Annotated in this window: 14 protein-coding genes; 4 read left to right on the top strand and 10 right to left on the bottom strand. The window is 63.3% G+C overall.

What is annotated here, in order from left to right; genetic code table 11:
* Positions 1–276 precede the first annotated feature (276 nt).
* Both KVQ74_RS27595 and KVQ74_RS27600 read right to left on the bottom strand, forming a co-directional pair.
* Positions 277–1,053, bottom strand: a complete 777-nt coding sequence (locus tag KVQ74_RS27595; protein WP_318837884.1) for a response regulator transcription factor — start codon at positions 1,051–1,053, stop codon at positions 277–279.
* A 123-nt stretch (positions 1,054–1,176) separates the two neighbouring features.
* Positions 1,177–1,647: an A24 family peptidase gene (locus KVQ74_RS27600; protein ID WP_217834540.1), complete on the bottom strand. Its 471-nt coding sequence runs from the start codon at positions 1,645–1,647 to the stop codon at positions 1,177–1,179.
* A gap of 75 nt (positions 1,648–1,722) precedes the next feature.
* On the opposite strand from KVQ74_RS27600, the gene KVQ74_RS27605 reads away from it, so the two are divergent.
* Together KVQ74_RS27605 and KVQ74_RS27610 are read left to right on the top strand one after the other, a co-directional pair.
* Complete coding sequence (locus KVQ74_RS27605; protein WP_217834541.1) at positions 1,723–2,163, top strand: TadE/TadG family type IV pilus assembly protein; 441 nt, start codon at positions 1,723–1,725, stop codon at positions 2,161–2,163.
* The gene (locus tag KVQ74_RS27610; RefSeq protein ID WP_217834542.1) at positions 2,160–4,928 is read left to right on the top strand and encodes a PAS domain-containing sensor histidine kinase; all 2,769 of its coding nucleotides are present in this window, start codon (positions 2,160–2,162) and stop codon (positions 4,926–4,928) included. The genes KVQ74_RS27605 and KVQ74_RS27610 overlap by 4 nt, the downstream gene beginning before the upstream one ends.
* Here KVQ74_RS27610 and KVQ74_RS27615 read toward each other — a convergent pair.
* The 5 genes from KVQ74_RS27615 to KVQ74_RS27635 form a co-directional block, all read right to left on the bottom strand.
* A complete protein-coding gene (locus KVQ74_RS27615) occupies positions 4,898–6,886 on the bottom strand; it encodes a pilus assembly protein TadG-related protein (protein WP_217834543.1) in 1,989 nt (662 codons plus the stop codon). The genes KVQ74_RS27610 and KVQ74_RS27615 overlap by 31 nt on opposite strands.
* A gap of 224 nt (positions 6,887–7,110) precedes the next feature.
* Complete coding sequence (locus KVQ74_RS27620; protein WP_217834544.1) at positions 7,111–7,668, bottom strand: DUF4136 domain-containing protein; 558 nt, start codon at positions 7,666–7,668, stop codon at positions 7,111–7,113.
* Positions 7,669–7,722: 54 nt separating this feature from the next.
* Positions 7,723–8,334 carry a DUF4136 domain-containing protein gene (locus KVQ74_RS27625; protein WP_217834545.1) on the bottom strand — a complete coding sequence of 204 codons (612 nt, stop codon included), beginning with the start codon at positions 8,332–8,334 and terminating at the stop codon, positions 7,723–7,725.
* Between the two features lie 12 nt (positions 8,335–8,346).
* Positions 8,347–9,096 (bottom strand): methyltransferase domain-containing protein, encoded by a 750-nt coding sequence (locus tag KVQ74_RS27630; RefSeq protein ID WP_217834546.1) that lies wholly within the window; start codon positions 9,094–9,096, stop codon positions 8,347–8,349.
* On the bottom strand, positions 9,096–9,398 hold the full coding sequence (locus KVQ74_RS27635) for a MazG-like family protein (RefSeq protein ID WP_007951009.1): 303 nt from the start codon (positions 9,396–9,398) through the stop codon (positions 9,096–9,098). Before KVQ74_RS27635 ends, KVQ74_RS27630 begins: the two co-directional genes overlap by 1 nt.
* A 176-nt stretch (positions 9,399–9,574) precedes the next feature.
* Between KVQ74_RS27635 and KVQ74_RS27640 the strand changes: the two genes are divergently transcribed.
* Positions 9,575–9,868, top strand: a complete 294-nt coding sequence (locus tag KVQ74_RS27640) for a hypothetical protein (protein ID WP_217834547.1) — start codon at positions 9,575–9,577, stop codon at positions 9,866–9,868.
* Positions 9,869–10,040: 172 nt separating this feature from the next.
* Entirely contained in the window at positions 10,041–11,390 is a 1,350-nt protein-coding gene (locus KVQ74_RS27645) for an MATE family efflux transporter (RefSeq protein WP_217834548.1), read from the top strand.
* Positions 11,391–11,399: 9 nt separating this feature from the next.
* Here KVQ74_RS27645 and KVQ74_RS27650 read toward each other — a convergent pair whose 3' ends face one another.
* The 3 genes from KVQ74_RS27650 to speA all read right to left on the bottom strand — a co-directional run bounded on the left by KVQ74_RS27650 (position 11,400) and on the right by speA (position 15,677).
* Positions 11,400–12,194, bottom strand: coding sequence for a DUF4123 domain-containing protein (locus KVQ74_RS27650; protein WP_217834549.1), 795 nt, complete (start codon positions 12,192–12,194; stop codon positions 11,400–11,402).
* Positions 12,191–13,531: a type VI secretion system Vgr family protein gene (locus KVQ74_RS27655; RefSeq protein WP_217834550.1), complete on the bottom strand. Its 1,341-nt coding sequence runs from the start codon at positions 13,529–13,531 to the stop codon at positions 12,191–12,193. Before KVQ74_RS27655 ends, KVQ74_RS27650 begins: the two co-directional genes overlap by 4 nt.
* A 232-nt stretch (positions 13,532–13,763) precedes the next feature.
* Positions 13,764–15,677 (bottom strand): arginine decarboxylase, encoded by a 1,914-nt coding sequence (gene speA, locus KVQ74_RS27660; RefSeq protein ID WP_217834551.1) that lies wholly within the window; start codon positions 15,675–15,677, stop codon positions 13,764–13,766.
* Positions 15,678–15,765 lie beyond the last annotated feature (88 nt).

A 15,765-nucleotide genomic window follows, 5' to 3' on the forward strand; every position in this document is an offset into this window, starting at 1 on the left:
TGGCGAAGCCAAACACATCGAGAGGAGGTGCAGCGAAGCAAACCGTAGGCGATGCCCCCGGATGAATCCCGCAACGAAGGAACTCCGAGCCTCAGCGAGGAGCCGAACGCCGGGGCCAAGCCTTTTGGGTTACCTTTTTGGCGTCTGAAAAAGGTGACTCGCCGTAAGGGCGAAACCATAAGAAGCCGTTACCGCAGCAACGGATATGTACACCAAACACCCAAAACCTGGTCGGCCCAAAGGCCGCCAAGGACAAGACCAAGACCAAGACCAAGCTCAGTGCGCCGTAACCCGCTGCCGAACCGCAGAAGAACCCGGCGAAAGCGCCAACGCCAACTGCGTCCGATTATGCATATGCGTCAACCGCAAAACCTGCGAAACATAAAGCTTCACCGTGTTCTCGGTAATCCCCAACTCACAGGCAATCTGATAATTGGTCTGCCCCTTGCCCACCAGCCGTGCCACGTCCAGTTGCCGGGGCGACAACTGATTGAAAATCGCCGGCATCTCCAGACTGTCCGCCTCACCGCTCGGCTCATCGCTCACCGGCGCAGGCCCGCGCCGCACCTTGTCCAGATCCTGATAAAGATCATCGATCGACTCGGAAAGGAACTGCAGCTTCTGATTCAGGTGCCCCAGTTGCAGCGTCTTCTGCCGCTCCTGCAATGCCACTTCCTGGCGCTGCAACCCCTCGAGCAACTCATCCAGCTCGATCGGCTTCTGGTAGTAATCGGCAATCCCCGCGCGCAACGCCTTGATCACATCCTGCTTGTCGGCGCGACCGGTGAGCATGATGGCTTCAAACACCCGATGCTTGCCCGACAGACGCTGCAGCTCCTGCACCAGTTCAATACCGTTCATGTCCGGCATTTGCAGGTCACACAGCACCAGGCCGATATCCTGATCATCGATGAACTGCTCGATCGCCTGCTGGCTCGAATCGCATGGCACACACCGGTAACCACTGCTCTCGAGGAATTCGCACAGCTCTTCAACAATCAGCGGTTGATCGTCGACCACCAGCACTTTCACAGCAGACATAAGCTTGTTCACTTGCAACTCCATGCTCGATCAAGGCTGACAATTCCTGTACAGACAGCTTGTGAATGTAAAACCCATGAATTGAAAGTAGACGCACTTTCCGACTATGTACATAGCAGTAGTGGCATCTGGCGACTAATGGATCCAGAGCAAGGTAGCCAGCAGGCCAACCAGCACGAACGGTGCAAATGGCAGCTTTTTTGACGCTTCAGGCCGGAAAAGCTGCAAACGATCTCTAAGCCATTGACTCATATGCATCCAAATTCCCGGCGCCAGCAACGTCCAGAGGACCGTGGCAAATCCGGCGCCGATAAAGGTGCCGAGCAGGTGTGTGCCGTCCGTCGCAAGGGCCAAGGCTGTCATTAGTTTCACATCGCCGCCGCCCAGTCGGCGCAGTGCATAACCGGGCAACGTGAAGGCCAGTGCCAGCAGCACCGCCCAGGCGCCCTGTGCCGCGTCGGCACCGAGCCAGGTGCGGCCGGTTCCCAGCAGCCAGACCAGCGCGAGGCCGCCGACGCCCAGGGTCAGGCCATTGCCGATATGCCGCTGTCGGGCATCCTGCGCCGCACACAGCGTCAGCCAGATGAGTAGGACAAAGCTGTGCATCCGGTAAAAAACGTCCGTTTTGGCTGAATGATTCTATGCTGATATTACGTAGTGATTGTCAGGGTAGACGCACTCATGAAAACCGCCCTCCCCCGCAAACAAAAAGGTGCCGTCGCGATCGAGTTCGCGTTGGTGTTCGTGATTTTCTTCGCGGTGTTCTACGGGCTGGTCAGCTACAGCCTGCCGCTGTTGCTGATGCAGGCGTTCACCCAGTCCACCGCCGAAGCCGTGCGACGCAGCGTTGCCCTCGACCCGTCGACGGCCAATTACGCCACCGTCATCCAGAGCGTCGCCCGCAACGAATTGGCCCTGCGCCTGGCCTGGCTGCCCGCGGCCCTCAACTTCAACGCGACCACCGACACGACCATCACCTACGTCGGCGGACTCTTGACCGTGCGCATCAACTACCCCACCAGCAAACTCAATCAGGCCCTGCCGTTTCTGGTGTTGCCGGGCATCGGGACGGTGCCGAACCTGCCTGCCAACCTCACCGCCAGTTCGAGCCTGCAATTTTGAGTTCCGGGGACAAGCTGTTCGGTCGCCTGCTCAACCGCCCATCGTCCGCGCCGTCCGACAGTGTGGACAGCCCGAGCGCGCTGAGCGTCGGCCTGCAGTTGTACCTGGATGACGGCGGCCACGTTAATCACCTCACCGGGCCGTTGCGCCATCTGCTGGCGCAACAACAGTCAGGCAACCGCACGCCGCACCTGCTGGCCTACCTGTTGCCCCACAGCATCCTCGCAGTGGAAGGCAAACCGGCGGACTGGCAAGGGCAACTGCTCGATCTGGATTTTTTCAGCCTGGCCGGGCCGCCGCTGCATTTGCGTGGCTGGGTGCAGCCGCAGGGCGATGGCTGGCTCCTGCAATTGCTGGACATCGGCGATCTGCTGGCCGAACGGCGCCTGACCCGCAGCCGCGAACAAAGCCAATTGCTCGCCGCGCAGATCCGCGATCAATTGCGCCTGTGCGGTCTGGCGCGCCTGACGCCTGTGCTTGGCGAACAGCTTGAGCGCCTGAGCCAGCGTTTCAGCATTCCGTGCCTGGCGGTTGCCCTGCTCGATGAACACGAGCAGGCCTGGCTGATTCATCAGCACTACGCGGCGCACGACGCACCAGAGTTGTGGCATAACGGCCAGTCGCTGGGCACCGGTCTCGACAGCCTGAACGGTGCCGCACCGCAACGTTTGCTGGCGAACGAACAACCGCGCCTGACCGGAGTGTTCGGTCCGAGCGAAGGATTTGCCGTGCCTTACCGCGATGCCCAGGGCGTGGCCGCGTGGCTGCTGTGCGGTTGCTACCCAGTGCAGCAGCACGCAGCGGATCTCAGCGAGCATGACTGGCTGCAACTCGCCGCGGCCGTCGCCGCGCCGCTGCTCGAACGTTTGCGCGAGCATCGTCACCACCTGCAACTGGAGCGCCTGGAAACCCTGCAAGCCTTGCTCGGCAGCGGCTGGTGGGAGGTCCTCGGCGACAGCGCCGAGGTGTTGCTGGCGCCGCGACTGGCAGAAAATCTGGGCCTTGATCGCGCCCGGCTGCCGCTGACGGACTGGTTCAACCGGGTGCATCCCGCCGATCGCGAAGAACTGCGCGGTCGTCTGCAAGCCTTGCAGGATGAGGGTCAGCCGCTGGAGTTGTGCGTGCGCCTGCAGCCTGCCGGGCATTCGCCGCTGCCGCAGTGGTATCGCTTGCAGGGCCAGTCGCTGGGCATCGGCGCCGAGCGGCGGCTGGTGGGTTTCATGCTCGATATCAGCGACATCAAGGAGCAGCAGCAACAGGCCGCCGCTGCCCACGCGCGCCTGGACAATCTGATCGCCCGTTCGCCGGCGGTGATCTACGTACAGCGCTATGACGAGGGTGCGCTGCAGCCGGTATTTTTCAGCGCCAGCCTGCAATCGCTGCTGGGCTGGAGCCTGGCCGATTGCGTCGATAACGGACTGGTCAGGCATGTGCATCCGCAGGATCAGGCGCTCTATTTCGAACGCAGCCGCCAGTTGCTGCGCGAAGGCTCGGTGAGTACCCGCTACCGCGTACTCGACGCGCAAGGCAACGCCCACTGGATGCTGGATGAAGCCAGGCTGCTGCGCGATGACCTCGGACTGCCGGTGGAAGCCGTGGGCCTGTGGCTGGACGTGACCGAGGCGACCCTGGCCGCCGAACGAGTCAGGGCCAGCGAAGAGCGCTACCGGATTCTAGTGGAAGACTCGCCGGCGATGATCTGCCGCTATCGCCCCGACCTGACGCTGACCTTCGGCAACCGGCCGCTGGCGAACTACCTCGAATGCACCCCGGAACAACTGCCGGGGGTCAATCTCGGTGGCTGGATGTCGGAAGAACAGCTCGAGGCGTTCGTCCAGCGCCTCGCGCAACTGACCCCGGAACAACCGGTCAGCACCGCCGAAATCAATCTGCGCCTTCCGGGTCGCGAGCATGCGTGGTGGATCTGGTCGGATCGCGGGGTGTTCGACGAACACGGCCGCTTGCTCGAAGTGCAGGCCGTGGGCCGCGACAACACCGAAGTGCGCCGCTCGCAGCAGCAACTGACCCAGAGCGCAAAAATGGCCACCCTCGGCGAAATGGCCACTGGTCTGGCCCACGAGATCAACCAGCCGCTGAACGTGATGCGCATGGCCATCGTCAATGTGCTCAAACGCCTGGGCAACGGCGATGTGCAGGTCGACTACCTGACCGACAAGCTCAACCGCATCGACGCCCAGGTCCAGCGCGCCGCGCGAGTGGTGGATCATATGCGGGTGTTCGGGCGGCGTTCGGAGATCGAGCAGCATCCGTTCGATCCGCTGAAAGCAATCGAGGGCACCCTGTCGCTGCTCGCCGAAGGCTTGCGCGGCAAGGGCGTCGAGTTGCGAATCAGAGAAGCGACGTTCCAGCTACAGGTGCGCGGCTACGTCGATCAACTGGAACAGGTGCTGATCAACCTGATGGTCAACGCCCGGGATGCGCTGCTGAGCAAACGCGAGGCCGACCGCGACTTCCAGCCGTGGATTTCGGTGTACGCCGAACACGATGAACATGTGGTCCGGCTGTGGGTCGAGGACAACGGCGGCGGGATCGATCCGCGCTTGCTGGAGCGGATCTTCGAACCGTTCTTCACCACCAAACCGGTGGGGATCGGCACCGGTCTGGGGCTGTCGGTGAGCTACGGCATCGTCGAAAACATGGGCGGACGCCTGAGCGTGCGCAACGGCGATGAAGGCGCGCGGTTCTGCATCGAGCTGCCGATTGCCGAGGATGATCAGATCACCAGCGTCGCCCGCCCCGACTGACAACTGAGGTTGGCGCCGACATCGACCTGATTGAGGTTGATCCCCAGCGCGGCCAGCAGGGTGTTGACCAGCGTGTCGAGCAGCGGGCTGAGCACCGTATTGATTGCGGTGACCAGCAGGCCTTTCACCGTGCCCAGGCTCGCCCCCAGCGCACTCACCAGCGAACCCGACGGGCCGTACATGTTGAGATTGATGTTGGTCAGGGTGTCACTCAGGCTGCTGACGATATTGGTGGTGCTGTAGGTGTAGTAGAACGGCGGCTGGTTGATCTCCGGCAGGCTGCTGGCCGCCGGCGCCGAATAGACGTGAGACAGGTTGGCGTTCTGGCCGATGGTGGTGTCGGCGGAAATACTGATACCACCCCCGACTCCGGCGGTACGCGGGGTACAGTTGAACGGCAGGACGAGCAGCACGCGCGAGCAGGTTTTCACGCCGATGTCGATCAGCTTCAACGGTGTCACGACGGCAGTGGGAGGCGTGACGTTATTGCCGAACGCCGTGGCGGCATCGATGGTGCCCATTTTCAGGTTCACCACGGATGTCGTGGTATTGGTGGTCAGGGTTTTGTTGGTCGGCGTCAGGCAACTGTAGGCGGTGACGTAACTGTTGGCGCTGGCGGCATCGACCAGCACATCCAGACGAAAAGACCCCGGCAGCAATTGCACATCCGGGGTCTGGCAAGGAATACCCAGGGCACAGGTCAGCGAATCCAGCACTCCCTTGATATCCAGATGCAGCAGCGAACTGAGGATGCTGCCCAGCGGTGCCGCAAGATCGGCGACTCCGCTGACCAGCGACGCGATACCGTCGAGGATCGGCAGTTGCACCGACAGCAACGTGCGCACCTGGGCCGTCTTCACATAGATCCGGTTCGCGCCCAAGGGGTTGTTCGGCGCCATGATCTTGCGCGGGTCGCCGATGGCCGACAGCTGTGGCGGTTCCAGCACTTGCACCCGAGCGATGACCTGCGCCACGCCCAGATTGATCGTCTGGCTGGTGACCAGGCCGTTCTGCTTGTTGGCCAGTTGCAGGAACCCCTGGATCAGGTCGAACGCCCGCAGATTCGCGGCCAGTGCCGTGGCCTGGGTGCCGGCCTGCACATTCAGCAGATTGCCCAGCACCACCTGCGTAGCACCGACCGCCGTCTTGATCGCTTGCAGGCCGACGATGGTGGCAGTGGCGCCGAGGGTGCCGTTGGGGTCGAGGACGTTGATTGCGGTCTGTACCAATTGACTGACGGCGATGCTGTTGCCGAGGACTTGTTCGTAGCCGCCCGCGCTGAGGCCGATATCCACCTTCAAGCGATCCAGGTAGCCCAGCAGGCTGATGTTGCTGTTGACCAGGCCGTTCCAGCTGGCTGCGCTCAGGTTGAGATTGCCGCCCACCAGACCACCGTACAGCGCATTGAGAACGGCCGACCGGGAGGAATCGATCGTCACCGCGCTGCTGCGAATGGTCAGCGAAGCCAAAGGAGGCGGCAGCGCAGCAACAGCGGTGGCCGTGAGCGTGACGGTCGCGCCTTGGCCGGCCCCGCCGAACAAGGCCCCGACACCGCCGGCGACACTCTGGGTCACCGACTGGCTGACCACGACCCGGATCGCTTCGCTGCTGGCGGCATTGACGGTGAACACCCGCAGGTTGTTGGCATCCACGGTCAGCCCGCCACAGGCGACCGCCAGGGTGCGGCCGGCGCTGGGGATCGGGAAATCATTGCGCGCCACGCTGGCGCGGGCGTAGGCATCGGCGGTTGCCCCGGCGCCACAAGTGCCGCCCCGGGACGCGGCTTCGAGGGCGGCCATGTCGGCCACCCGTTGCAGATCGCGTTTTTCCAGGTATAAACGACCGCTGTCGACCACCAGCAGAATCAACACCAGCGCCAGCCCCAGGGTCAATGCCGCGATCAACCCGATGGCCCCGCGCTGTCGAGCCGGGCCGTTGAACGGCGAACGGGGAGACATGGCGCACTCCTTTGCCGGCGCACCGCCGGGCGCAACCTCCATTGGTGAATATCAGTGTAGACACGACCTGACGAGACTGCTGGCAACCCGCCAGCTCCCCCACAGAAACTGAGCCCCAAAAACCTGTGGAAGCGGACTTGCTCGCGAAGGCGGTCTGTCGGGCACATCCCAGTCGACTGTGCCGTCGTCTTCGCGGGCAAGCCCGCTCCCACAATGGGATAGCGTTAACGCGGTGGGTAGTTGGCCAGGATCCGCGTCACGGTTTCGCGGATGGCATTGCTGCGATCCGCCGGGTTCGGCGTGCTGCTGAGCATCTGCTCATCGCTGCCGCGCCACACCAGTTTGCCGTCCTTGCCGTCGAGCAGATCGACCTGGATCGTCGCGACCTTGTAGGTGATGTTGCGGGTTTCGTTGTACATCGGGGCGCCCCAATAGCCGTTCCACGGGTTGCCCCAACCGCCGCCGTAGTTGGTGGTCACCTGCTGCTGGCGATCCTCGACGATCAGGTAGGTCTGCACATTCAAATCACCCCGGCTGCCGCCCGCGGCCGGGCGCAGGCCGCGTTGATCGAGCTGATCGGCGACGGCCTGGCGGATGCGTTGTTCGGTCAGGTCGCTCTTGATCCGGGGATCGTCGGGACGGTATTGCAGGGCGGGTTCTTTCCAGCTCCAGCTGCGATAAGCGGCAAAGTCACGGCTGGCATCGAAGTCATGATTGACCTGATTGGCGGCGCAAGCACTGAGCAGCGCGGCCACAGCCAGTAGAGCGAGACGGCGGAACATGATTTTTCTCCGGTTGAAGACATGAACCTGTGAGAGCTTCTCATTTGCAGGAAGCTAACTGGGAGGATACGCCGACATTGCCTTTTCGACAGCCTCCCTGATCGCATCGCTGCGATCGCTCTGGTTGCCCTGGGTGCCGGTTTCGGCGCTGGCGCTCCAGACCGGCTGACCACTGCCGGCGTCGAACAGATCCACCCGCACCACCACGACCTGTTCCTGATAGGTGCGCACGATCGGCACCGTGTTGTACATGCCGTAGCCCCGGCCATAACGGTCGTAACCGCCATAGCCGCCGTAGTAACCGTAATCGTCCTGCACCTGGCGCAGGCGGGTTTCCAGGCTCAAATGGGCGCTGACGAAAAGATCCGCCGGACGATTGTCATGCAACGGGCGCAACCCGCGTTGATCCAGGGCATTGCTGACCGCTTCGGCCACTTGCGCCGAATCCGCCCAGGCCGTGCCCGGCGGCAGTTGCCCGTTGAGCCACGCCCAGCTGCGGTAGCGCCCATAGTCCCGAGGCGGCGCCGGGTAGGCGCTGCGGTCGAAGGTGGTGGCCGCTTGCGGCGGGGCCGGCGGCAATGGCCGCGACTGCGCCACATAAGGGTTGCTGCCCTGGCACGCGGCCAACCCGAGACAGATCAGCAGTAACCCTGAATGACCCTTCATTTCATGCTCCGATCAGATCGGCCGGCAGATCCAGTGCAGGTAACGCCCAAGCCCGGCGAAGCTTGGGTGACGACGGTGGGCGAGCTCCATCTCGAGTAAATCCAGCAACTCGGCGCGGGACTGGAATTCCACCGGCATGTAGTCGTGGAAAACCCTGACCCCGCTCTGGGTTTCGACCTGCCACAAGCCTTCGAGTTGCGTGGCCAGCTCTCGCGGATCGAGAGGTTGCTGCGGGGTCAGGCTCTGTTTTTCGCCGGCCATGTCGTTCTTGCGCATCTTCTTGAAATGGCCCTTGAGCAGGTTCCGGTAGATCAGCGCATCACGGTTGTAGAACGCCAGCGACAGCCAGCCACCGGGTTGGGTCAGCTGATGCAACACCGGCAGGATCGCATGGGGTTCGGCCAGCCATTCCAGCACGGCGTGGCACAGCACCAGATCATAGGGCTCGGTAAGCTGGCCGAGCAGATCCTGCCACGGCGCCTGAATGAACGTGGCCTGCTGGCCGGCCTCGGCGAAGCGCTGGCGGGCGCCTTCGAGCATCGGTTCGGCCGGCTCGGCCAGTGTCACCTGATGCCCGCGCTCGGCCAGCCACAACGACATGTGGCCCAGGCCCGCGCCGATGTCCAGCACCCGCAGCGGACGATCCGGAAGCGCTTCGGCGAGGTCGGCCTGCAACACCGCGAGGCGGATCGCGCCTTTGGCGCCACCGTAGATTTTTTCGGCGAAACGGGTCGCCAACTGATCGAAATGACGGTCGCTCATCAGCTGAACCGCCGTTCGCTGTCGGCGAGCTTGCTGCGCACCACTTCATTCATGTCCAGTCCCAGTTCGCTGCACAGCAGCAACAGATACAGGACGATATCGCCGACTTCCTGCCCGGCGTGGGCCAGCTTGTCCGCCGGCAGCTGGCGCGACTGGTCTTCAGTCAACCACTGGAAGATCTCCACCAGTTCGGACATTTCCACGCTGGCGGCCATCGCCAGGTTTTTCGGGCTGTGAAATTGCCGCCAGTCATTGCGGTCGCGAATGGCGTGCAGGCGTTCGGTCAGTTCAACAAGGTTCATCGGGTTCTCCTGAAGGCGTATAGCTTCGGGGGGATGCCGGGGGAAGGCAAGGGGCTGCCGGTCGCTTTTGTGGGCAAGCGCGCTTGCACGGCTTCAGCGCAAACCCTCTATGCTTGCAGGGAACTACGCCGACCTCGTCGCGGCCCAAGGCTCAGCTCTTTCATCAGGATGCACACATGCAGGTAGAAAGCTTTTTCGAATGGCTCGGCCAGGTGCTCGGCTCGATCATCCGCTTCATCGTCGACGGTCTCAGCGGTCTGTTCAATGTGCTGGGCAATGCCGGCGGCAACTTTATCGACGGACTCGCCAAGACCCTGGGAATGGACACGTCGATCATCAGCATCATTGCGCTGATCGTCGGGCTGATGCTGTTGTGGTCGGCGATTCGTGCGTTCATGAATGCGTCGATCGTTGCCGGGATCATCTGGTTGTTGCTGGGGTTGTGGTTGTTGAGCTGGATTATTCACTAGCGCTTTGCCGAATCCGTAATCGCCAAGATCTTTCAGGTCGATGGAGAACGCAAGATACCTCGGCAGGCCCCCTCTCCCTCTGGGAGAGGGCTGGGGTGAGGGGCGTCGGCAATCACAGCCACAGCAAATCCCGAATGAATCGCTACAATGCCAGCTCCCCCAAGGAGCCCGCATGTCCAAGCTGATCACCGACTGGCGCGACCGCGCGACCCACCGCAAGGTCTGGGCGCTCGCCGCTCCCATGATTCTCTCGAACATTTCCGTGCCGCTGGTGGCGCTGGTCGACAGCACCGTCATTGGCCATCTGCCCCACGCCCATCAACTGGGTGCCGTGGCGGTCGGCGCCAGCCTGTACACCTTCCTCGCCTGGGCCATGGGTTTTCTGCGCATGGGCACCACCGGTTTCGCGGCCCAAGCGGCCGGGCGCAGTGATGGCGCGGCGTTGCGGCAGATTCTGTTGCAGGGGTTGCTGCTGGCGATGGGGCTGGCGTTGCTGCTCGGCCTGTTGGGCGTACCGCTGAGCGGCATCGCATTGCACTTCATGCAACCCTCGGCGGAACTCGATCAACTGACCCGCGACTTCTTCCACACCCGCCTGTTCGGACTGCCGGCGGCGCTGGCCAGCTATGCGCTGGTCGGCTGGTTCCTCGGCACCCAGAACGCCCGGGCGCCGCTGGCGATTCTGTTGAGCACCAACCTGATCAACATCGCCCTCAACCTGTGGTTCGTGATCGGCCTGGACTGGGGCGTGGTCGGTTCGGCCCGGGCCTCGGTGATCGCCGAATGGAGCGGTGCCCTGCTCGGTCTGTGGATGACCCGCAAGGCTTTGCACGCCTATCCCGGGCACATCGTCTGGGCCGCGCTGAGGGTCTGGCAGAGCTGGCGGGCGCTGCTGGCGGTCAACCGCGACATTTTCATCCGCAGCCTGGCCCTGCAATCGGTGTTTTTCCTGATCACCGTGCAGGGTGCACGTCTCGGTGACGCCACGGTCGCGGCCAACGCGCTGCTGCTCAACGGCCTGTTGCTGACCGCCCACGCCCTCGACGGTCTAGCCCACGCCGTGGAAGCCCTGTGCGGACACGCAATCGGCGCCCGCGACCGGCTGGCCCTGCGCCGTTCGCTGGTGGTGGCCGGCGGCTGGTCGCTGCTGGCGAGTGTCGGTTTCGCCCTGCTGTTTCTGTGCGCCGGACATCTGTTCATCGAGATGCAGACCGACATCCAGAGCGTGCGCGACACCGCGTTCGTTTACCTGCCCTACCTCGCCATGCTGCCGCTGATCGCGGTCTGGAGCTACCTGCTCGACGGCCTGTTCATCGGCGCTACCCGTGCCCGGGAAATGCGCAACGGCATGCTGCTCACGGTGCTGCTGATGCTGCCGGTCGCCTGGGTGCTGCAGGGATTGGGCAACCATGGCCTGTGGATTTCGTTCCTGTTGTTCATGGTCTTGCGCAGCCTGACCCTCGGCACCCTGGCCCTGTGGCTGCGACGCAATGACGGCTGGTTCAGCGGCACCGCACACTGAAGCGACGTCTCAGGGTTGATCGCCCTGCCATTGCCGGCGCAGGTGTTCGAGCCGTTCCTGTGGCGTCAGCCCCGCCGGGGGCGGCGCCCATGTGGCGCGCGGATACTGCAGGCGCAGCCACAGCCAGCCATCGAGCATCGCCCGTTCGCCGAAACCCAGCGCCAGCCCCTGTTGGACATGGGCGGCGAGCACCGGAAAATCCGCCCCCACCGCCTGACACCAGCGCCAGATGTGCTGATCGAGCAGACAGGCTTGCAGGCGTTCACGCTGGCGTGACGTCAGGCTCTCATCGACCCGCAACGGCTCCACCGCCAGCCGTGGATTGCGCAGTTGCTGCCAGCCCTGGCTGCCCATTGCCAGATCGGCCCAGGTGCCACCGAACCAGCGCAGCTGCTGGATCGGCCCGAGCCAGCGGCTCAGTTCACCGGCATCGCAGGCATCGAAGAAATAGCTGGCCGTCTGGCGGTTGTACCAGGTGAGCAAGGCCCGGTGCTGCAAGCCGAACGACACCGTGAGCATGCGCCGCAGGTGTTCGAGCAAGACCGGCGCCGCAGACTCGCTGCCCAGCAACAAACCGCTCCAGGTCTGGGGATCACGCTGACACAACGCCGCCAGCGCCGCGTTGCCTTGCAGTTCAATCAGCAACGGCCCTTGCTCGCGCACCGGCTGAAACTCGGTGCCCTCGAACAGCCAGAAACGGCGCACGCCGGCAAAGCCCCGGTGGAGGGTCATCAGCGCCTGGGGTGCCTGTGGCACATCCAGCAACAGCCACTGCGCGACCGGCTCCGGAGTCGCGGCGCTCATCGTCCGGGGCCCGGGTCGACGGCCGCGAGCAACCGGCAACTGCAGGTCGCTGGTGGGCAATGACTGAAACTGCCGCCACCGGGGATCAGGCACAGCAACAGCAATGGCCCGGCCGATTGCAGGAACACCGGCATCCCTTCGCTGCTCAGCGTCTGCGGCATCGGAACCGGATCATCGTCGTCGACATCCTCCACCGGCACCGGCGTGCGCAAAACACCGCTGATCATCGGCTGGTCAGGATCGCCCTCAAGGAAACTCACGACCACCTCGACCCCGTCGCCCAGCGCGGACAGCGGTACGTCGGCCAGTGCCGGTGCCAGCGGCAGCCAGCAATGACTGGGCGCTGCGCCCTCGCCCTGATACAGCCAGTCGAATTGCACCGCCACCGGCCGCGAACGATCGGGCAAGGGTTCGTCCACCTCGACCACCCAGGCCCGTTGCAGGCTGTGCATCCGAGGACGGACGAGGGGCACGAACGGCACGTCGCCCTGCGTCCCGTCGACCCGGTTGGCGTAGACCGGCTCACGGCTGTGATCGCCCAGATGCTCGACCCGGGTCACCAGCCAGCCGCGATTGCACTCGCTGAGCGGGTGGCCGGTCAACGGCAGCCAATGACCGCTGCGCAGGGCCGGCAGATCGGTATCGCCCTCGGCGGTTTGCAGCACCCGCGAAGGTTCGCCCCGCAGACTGCTGCGCACTTCGCCCTGCACCTGCCAGCGACGTACACCCAGGGCCTCGCCGGCCTCAGCGAACCACACTTCGCCCGACCGAGGCAGACTGGCCGGGTCATCGCCGAACACCAGGCAATGGCCGGTACGCCCGTGTTCGAAGCGGTAGTGAATGCGCTCCTGCCCGCACAAGCGCTGGACGAATTGCAGGTCCGACTCGCGGTACTGGGTACAGAACGTCCGGGCGGGATAGTCGGCCAACAGCTCGAAGCGCAACTGCGGGCCGCTGATTCCGTGTTCTTTCAGCACCTGGGCGAGGATTTGCGGCACCGAGCGCCCACTGAACATCCGCTGGCTGAAGCGCAGGTCGAGGCAGCTCAGCCTCGGCCCCAGCCGCACCCGGCACAACCGGAAACACTGGCCATGTTCCTGCTGCACAAGACTCTGCAATTGCCCATGCACGCCGTTGCCCGGTGGTCCGAAGCGCAGAAATCCCGCGCGGTGCAACAGCCCGGCGAGGTCCAGGTGCGGGTCGTCGATCAATACATCGATCTCGAACGCAAAGGGTTCGTTGAGGGCTTCGCTACCGGTAAAGGCCAGGACTTCGAAGGGGGCGGACAGACCCGCTACATCGAGACTGAACGACGGCTCGTCGGCTGGTTCGAACATGGGCGTTTCTCTACAGGAGGGGCGGTCGGGGATTCTCGCCGAGAGCCATGGCCGAGTAGAGAGCCGAAGTACAACTTAGGAAATGACCTACGCGAAAAGCAGACGACATCACTATGCTGGTCAAGGCGTAGGCCGTTTCGCGAGTAAAAGAAGAGGTTTCGCACCAGGCCATCTGAAATGTCCGCGACGGCGGGAACAATTTCAGACAGCCCGGGGCTACAGGGGGATGGTGTCAGGAAGACAGGTAGGAAGAACGGGTCAGGCCCAGGCGCAACGCATCGAGGAACTGCGTGCGCTCATTGGCGCTGATGCGGGCACTGGCGCACTTGTCGCGGTAGTGAGTCATCAACTCTTCCGGCGACAGGTGCACGTAGCGCAGCATGTCTTCGATGGTGTCGTGGGTTTCAATTCCGGCGTGGTACACGCTGCCGTCGGCGTTCTGATAGATGTTCACCGAGTCGGTGTCACCGAACAGGTTGTGCATGTCGCCGAGGATTTCCTGATAGGCCCCGACCAGGAACACGCCCAGCAGGTAGTCTTCACCCTCGTTCAGGCCGTGTACCGGCAGGCTGGTTTCGATGCTCTGCTCGTCGACGTACTGGTTGATCTTGCCGTCGGAGTCGCAGGTCAGATCCTGCAGCACCGCGCGACGCAGCGGCTCTTCGTCGAGACGGTGCAGCGGGATGATCGGCAGGACCTGATCGATCGCCCAGGTGTCCGGCAGGCTCTGGAACACCGAGAAGTTGCAGATGTACTTGTCGGCCAGTTTGTCGTTGAGTTCGTCGAGCACCTGACGGTGCGAACGCTGGCGCGCCTTCAGCGAGTTGTGCAGGCGACGGCACACGGCGAAGTAGCACTGCTCGGCCAGGGCTTTTTCCGCCAAGGTCAGCTTGCCGTCGGCGTACTGCGCGGCGACGTCGCTCATGTAGTGGGTGGCGCGCCAGTAGGTTTCGGTGACCATTTCGATGTCGGTCGGGCCGAGCAGGTCAACCAGCCACTGCACGGTTTCCGGCAGCGATTCCTTGTTCTCGATCTGCGGCACGTCGTCGTTGTGTTTCTCGACGTCGGTCACCTGCACCACCAGCATCGCGTGGTGCGCGGTCAGCGAGCGGCCGCTTTCGGAGAAGATGTGCGGATGCGGCAGGCTCTGCGCGTCGCAGAACTCCTTGAGCATGCCGACCACGACACCGGCGTAATCGTCCATGTCGTAGTTGATCGAACTGGCGTTGCGCGAGTGGGTGCCGTCGTAGTCGACGCCCAGGCCGCCACCGACGTCGATGTGATCCACCGGCAGACCCAGGTTGCGCAGCTCGCCGTAGTAACGGATCGCTTCCTTGAAGCCGTGCTGGTAGTCGGCCAGGTTGGCGATCTGCGAACCCATGTGGAAGTGCAGCAGGCGGATGCCCTGATCCAGGCCGGCAGCGCGGAAGCGCTCGACCACCGACAGTAGTTGCGCCGCCGACAGACCGAACTTGGATTTCTCGCCACCGGTGTCCGCCCACTTCGACGACGCCAGCGACGACAGACGCACACGCAGACCGACTTGCGGCTTGACCTTGAGCGAAGCGGCCTCGTCGATCACCAGTCCGACCTCGGACTCCTTCTCGATCACGATGAACACGTTGTGGCCGAGCTTCTGGCCCATCAGCGCCAGACGGATGAACTCGCGGTCCTTGTAACCGTTGCAGACGATGGTGCCGCCCTTCGGCGCCAGCGCCAGCACTGCCAGCAGCTCAGGCTTGGAACCGGCTTCCAGACCGATGGAAACATTCTGGGTGGCGATGATGTTCTCGATCACCGCTTCTTGCTGGTTGACCTTGATCGGGTACAGCGCGGTGTACTTGCTCTGGTATTCCAGGCGTTCGATGTTGGCATCGAAAGCGCCGGTCAACTGACGGACGCGGTCTTGCAGGATGTCGGGAAAACGAACCAGCAACGGCAAGGACAAACCGCTTTTGCGCAGTTGGTCGACTTGCTCGAACAGGTCGATGGGTGAGCTGCTCGGGCCGTTCGGACGAACTTCGACGCGACCGGCGTCATTGATCGCGAAATACCCGGCCCCCCAATGGCGAATCCCGTAAACACTGCGGCTGTCCGCAACTGTCCATTGGCTGCCATCGTCTTTGCGTGTGCGTCGTACGGACATCGAAGTCCCCTATAAAGAAGTCATGGAGCGTCGCCTGACGTTCAGGCCGCCGCAGTCTAAAGAATGAAAATGACGGTTCGTCAGCGGG

It is taken from the genome of Pseudomonas botevensis (assembly GCF_019145475.1).
Taxonomy (GTDB): Bacteria; Pseudomonadota; Gammaproteobacteria; order Pseudomonadales; family Pseudomonadaceae; genus Aquipseudomonas; species Aquipseudomonas botevensis.

Excerpts from the sequence above, each read along its gene's own strand:
- KVQ74_RS27600 (WP_217834540.1), bottom strand. The coding sequence starts at position 1,647 with ATGCACAGCTTTGTCCTACTCATCTGGCTGACGCTGTGTGCGGCGCAG.
- KVQ74_RS27605 (WP_217834541.1), top strand. The coding sequence starts at position 1,723 with ATGAAAACCGCCCTCCCCCGCAAACAAAAAGGTGCCGTCGCGATCGAG.
- KVQ74_RS27615 (WP_217834543.1), bottom strand. The coding sequence starts at position 6,886 with ATGTCTCCCCGTTCGCCGTTCAACGGCCCGGCTCGACAGCGCGGGGCC.
- KVQ74_RS27620 (WP_217834544.1), bottom strand. The coding sequence starts at position 7,668 with ATGTTCCGCCGTCTCGCTCTACTGGCTGTGGCCGCGCTGCTCAGTGCT.
- KVQ74_RS27625 (WP_217834545.1), bottom strand. The coding sequence starts at position 8,334 with ATGAAGGGTCATTCAGGGTTACTGCTGATCTGTCTCGGGTTGGCCGCG.
- KVQ74_RS27630 (WP_217834546.1), bottom strand. The coding sequence starts at position 9,096 with ATGAGCGACCGTCATTTCGATCAGTTGGCGACCCGTTTCGCCGAAAAA.
- KVQ74_RS27635 (WP_007951009.1), bottom strand. The coding sequence starts at position 9,398 with ATGAACCTTGTTGAACTGACCGAACGCCTGCACGCCATTCGCGACCGC.
- KVQ74_RS27640 (WP_217834547.1), top strand. The coding sequence starts at position 9,575 with ATGCAGGTAGAAAGCTTTTTCGAATGGCTCGGCCAGGTGCTCGGCTCG.
- KVQ74_RS27645 (WP_217834548.1), top strand. The coding sequence starts at position 10,041 with ATGTCCAAGCTGATCACCGACTGGCGCGACCGCGCGACCCACCGCAAG.
- KVQ74_RS27650 (WP_217834549.1), bottom strand. The coding sequence starts at position 12,194 with ATGAGCGCCGCGACTCCGGAGCCGGTCGCGCAGTGGCTGTTGCTGGAT.
- KVQ74_RS27655 (WP_217834550.1), bottom strand. The coding sequence starts at position 13,531 with ATGTTCGAACCAGCCGACGAGCCGTCGTTCAGTCTCGATGTAGCGGGT.
- speA (WP_217834551.1), bottom strand. The coding sequence starts at position 15,677 with ATGTCCGTACGACGCACACGCAAAGACGATGGCAGCCAATGGACAGTT.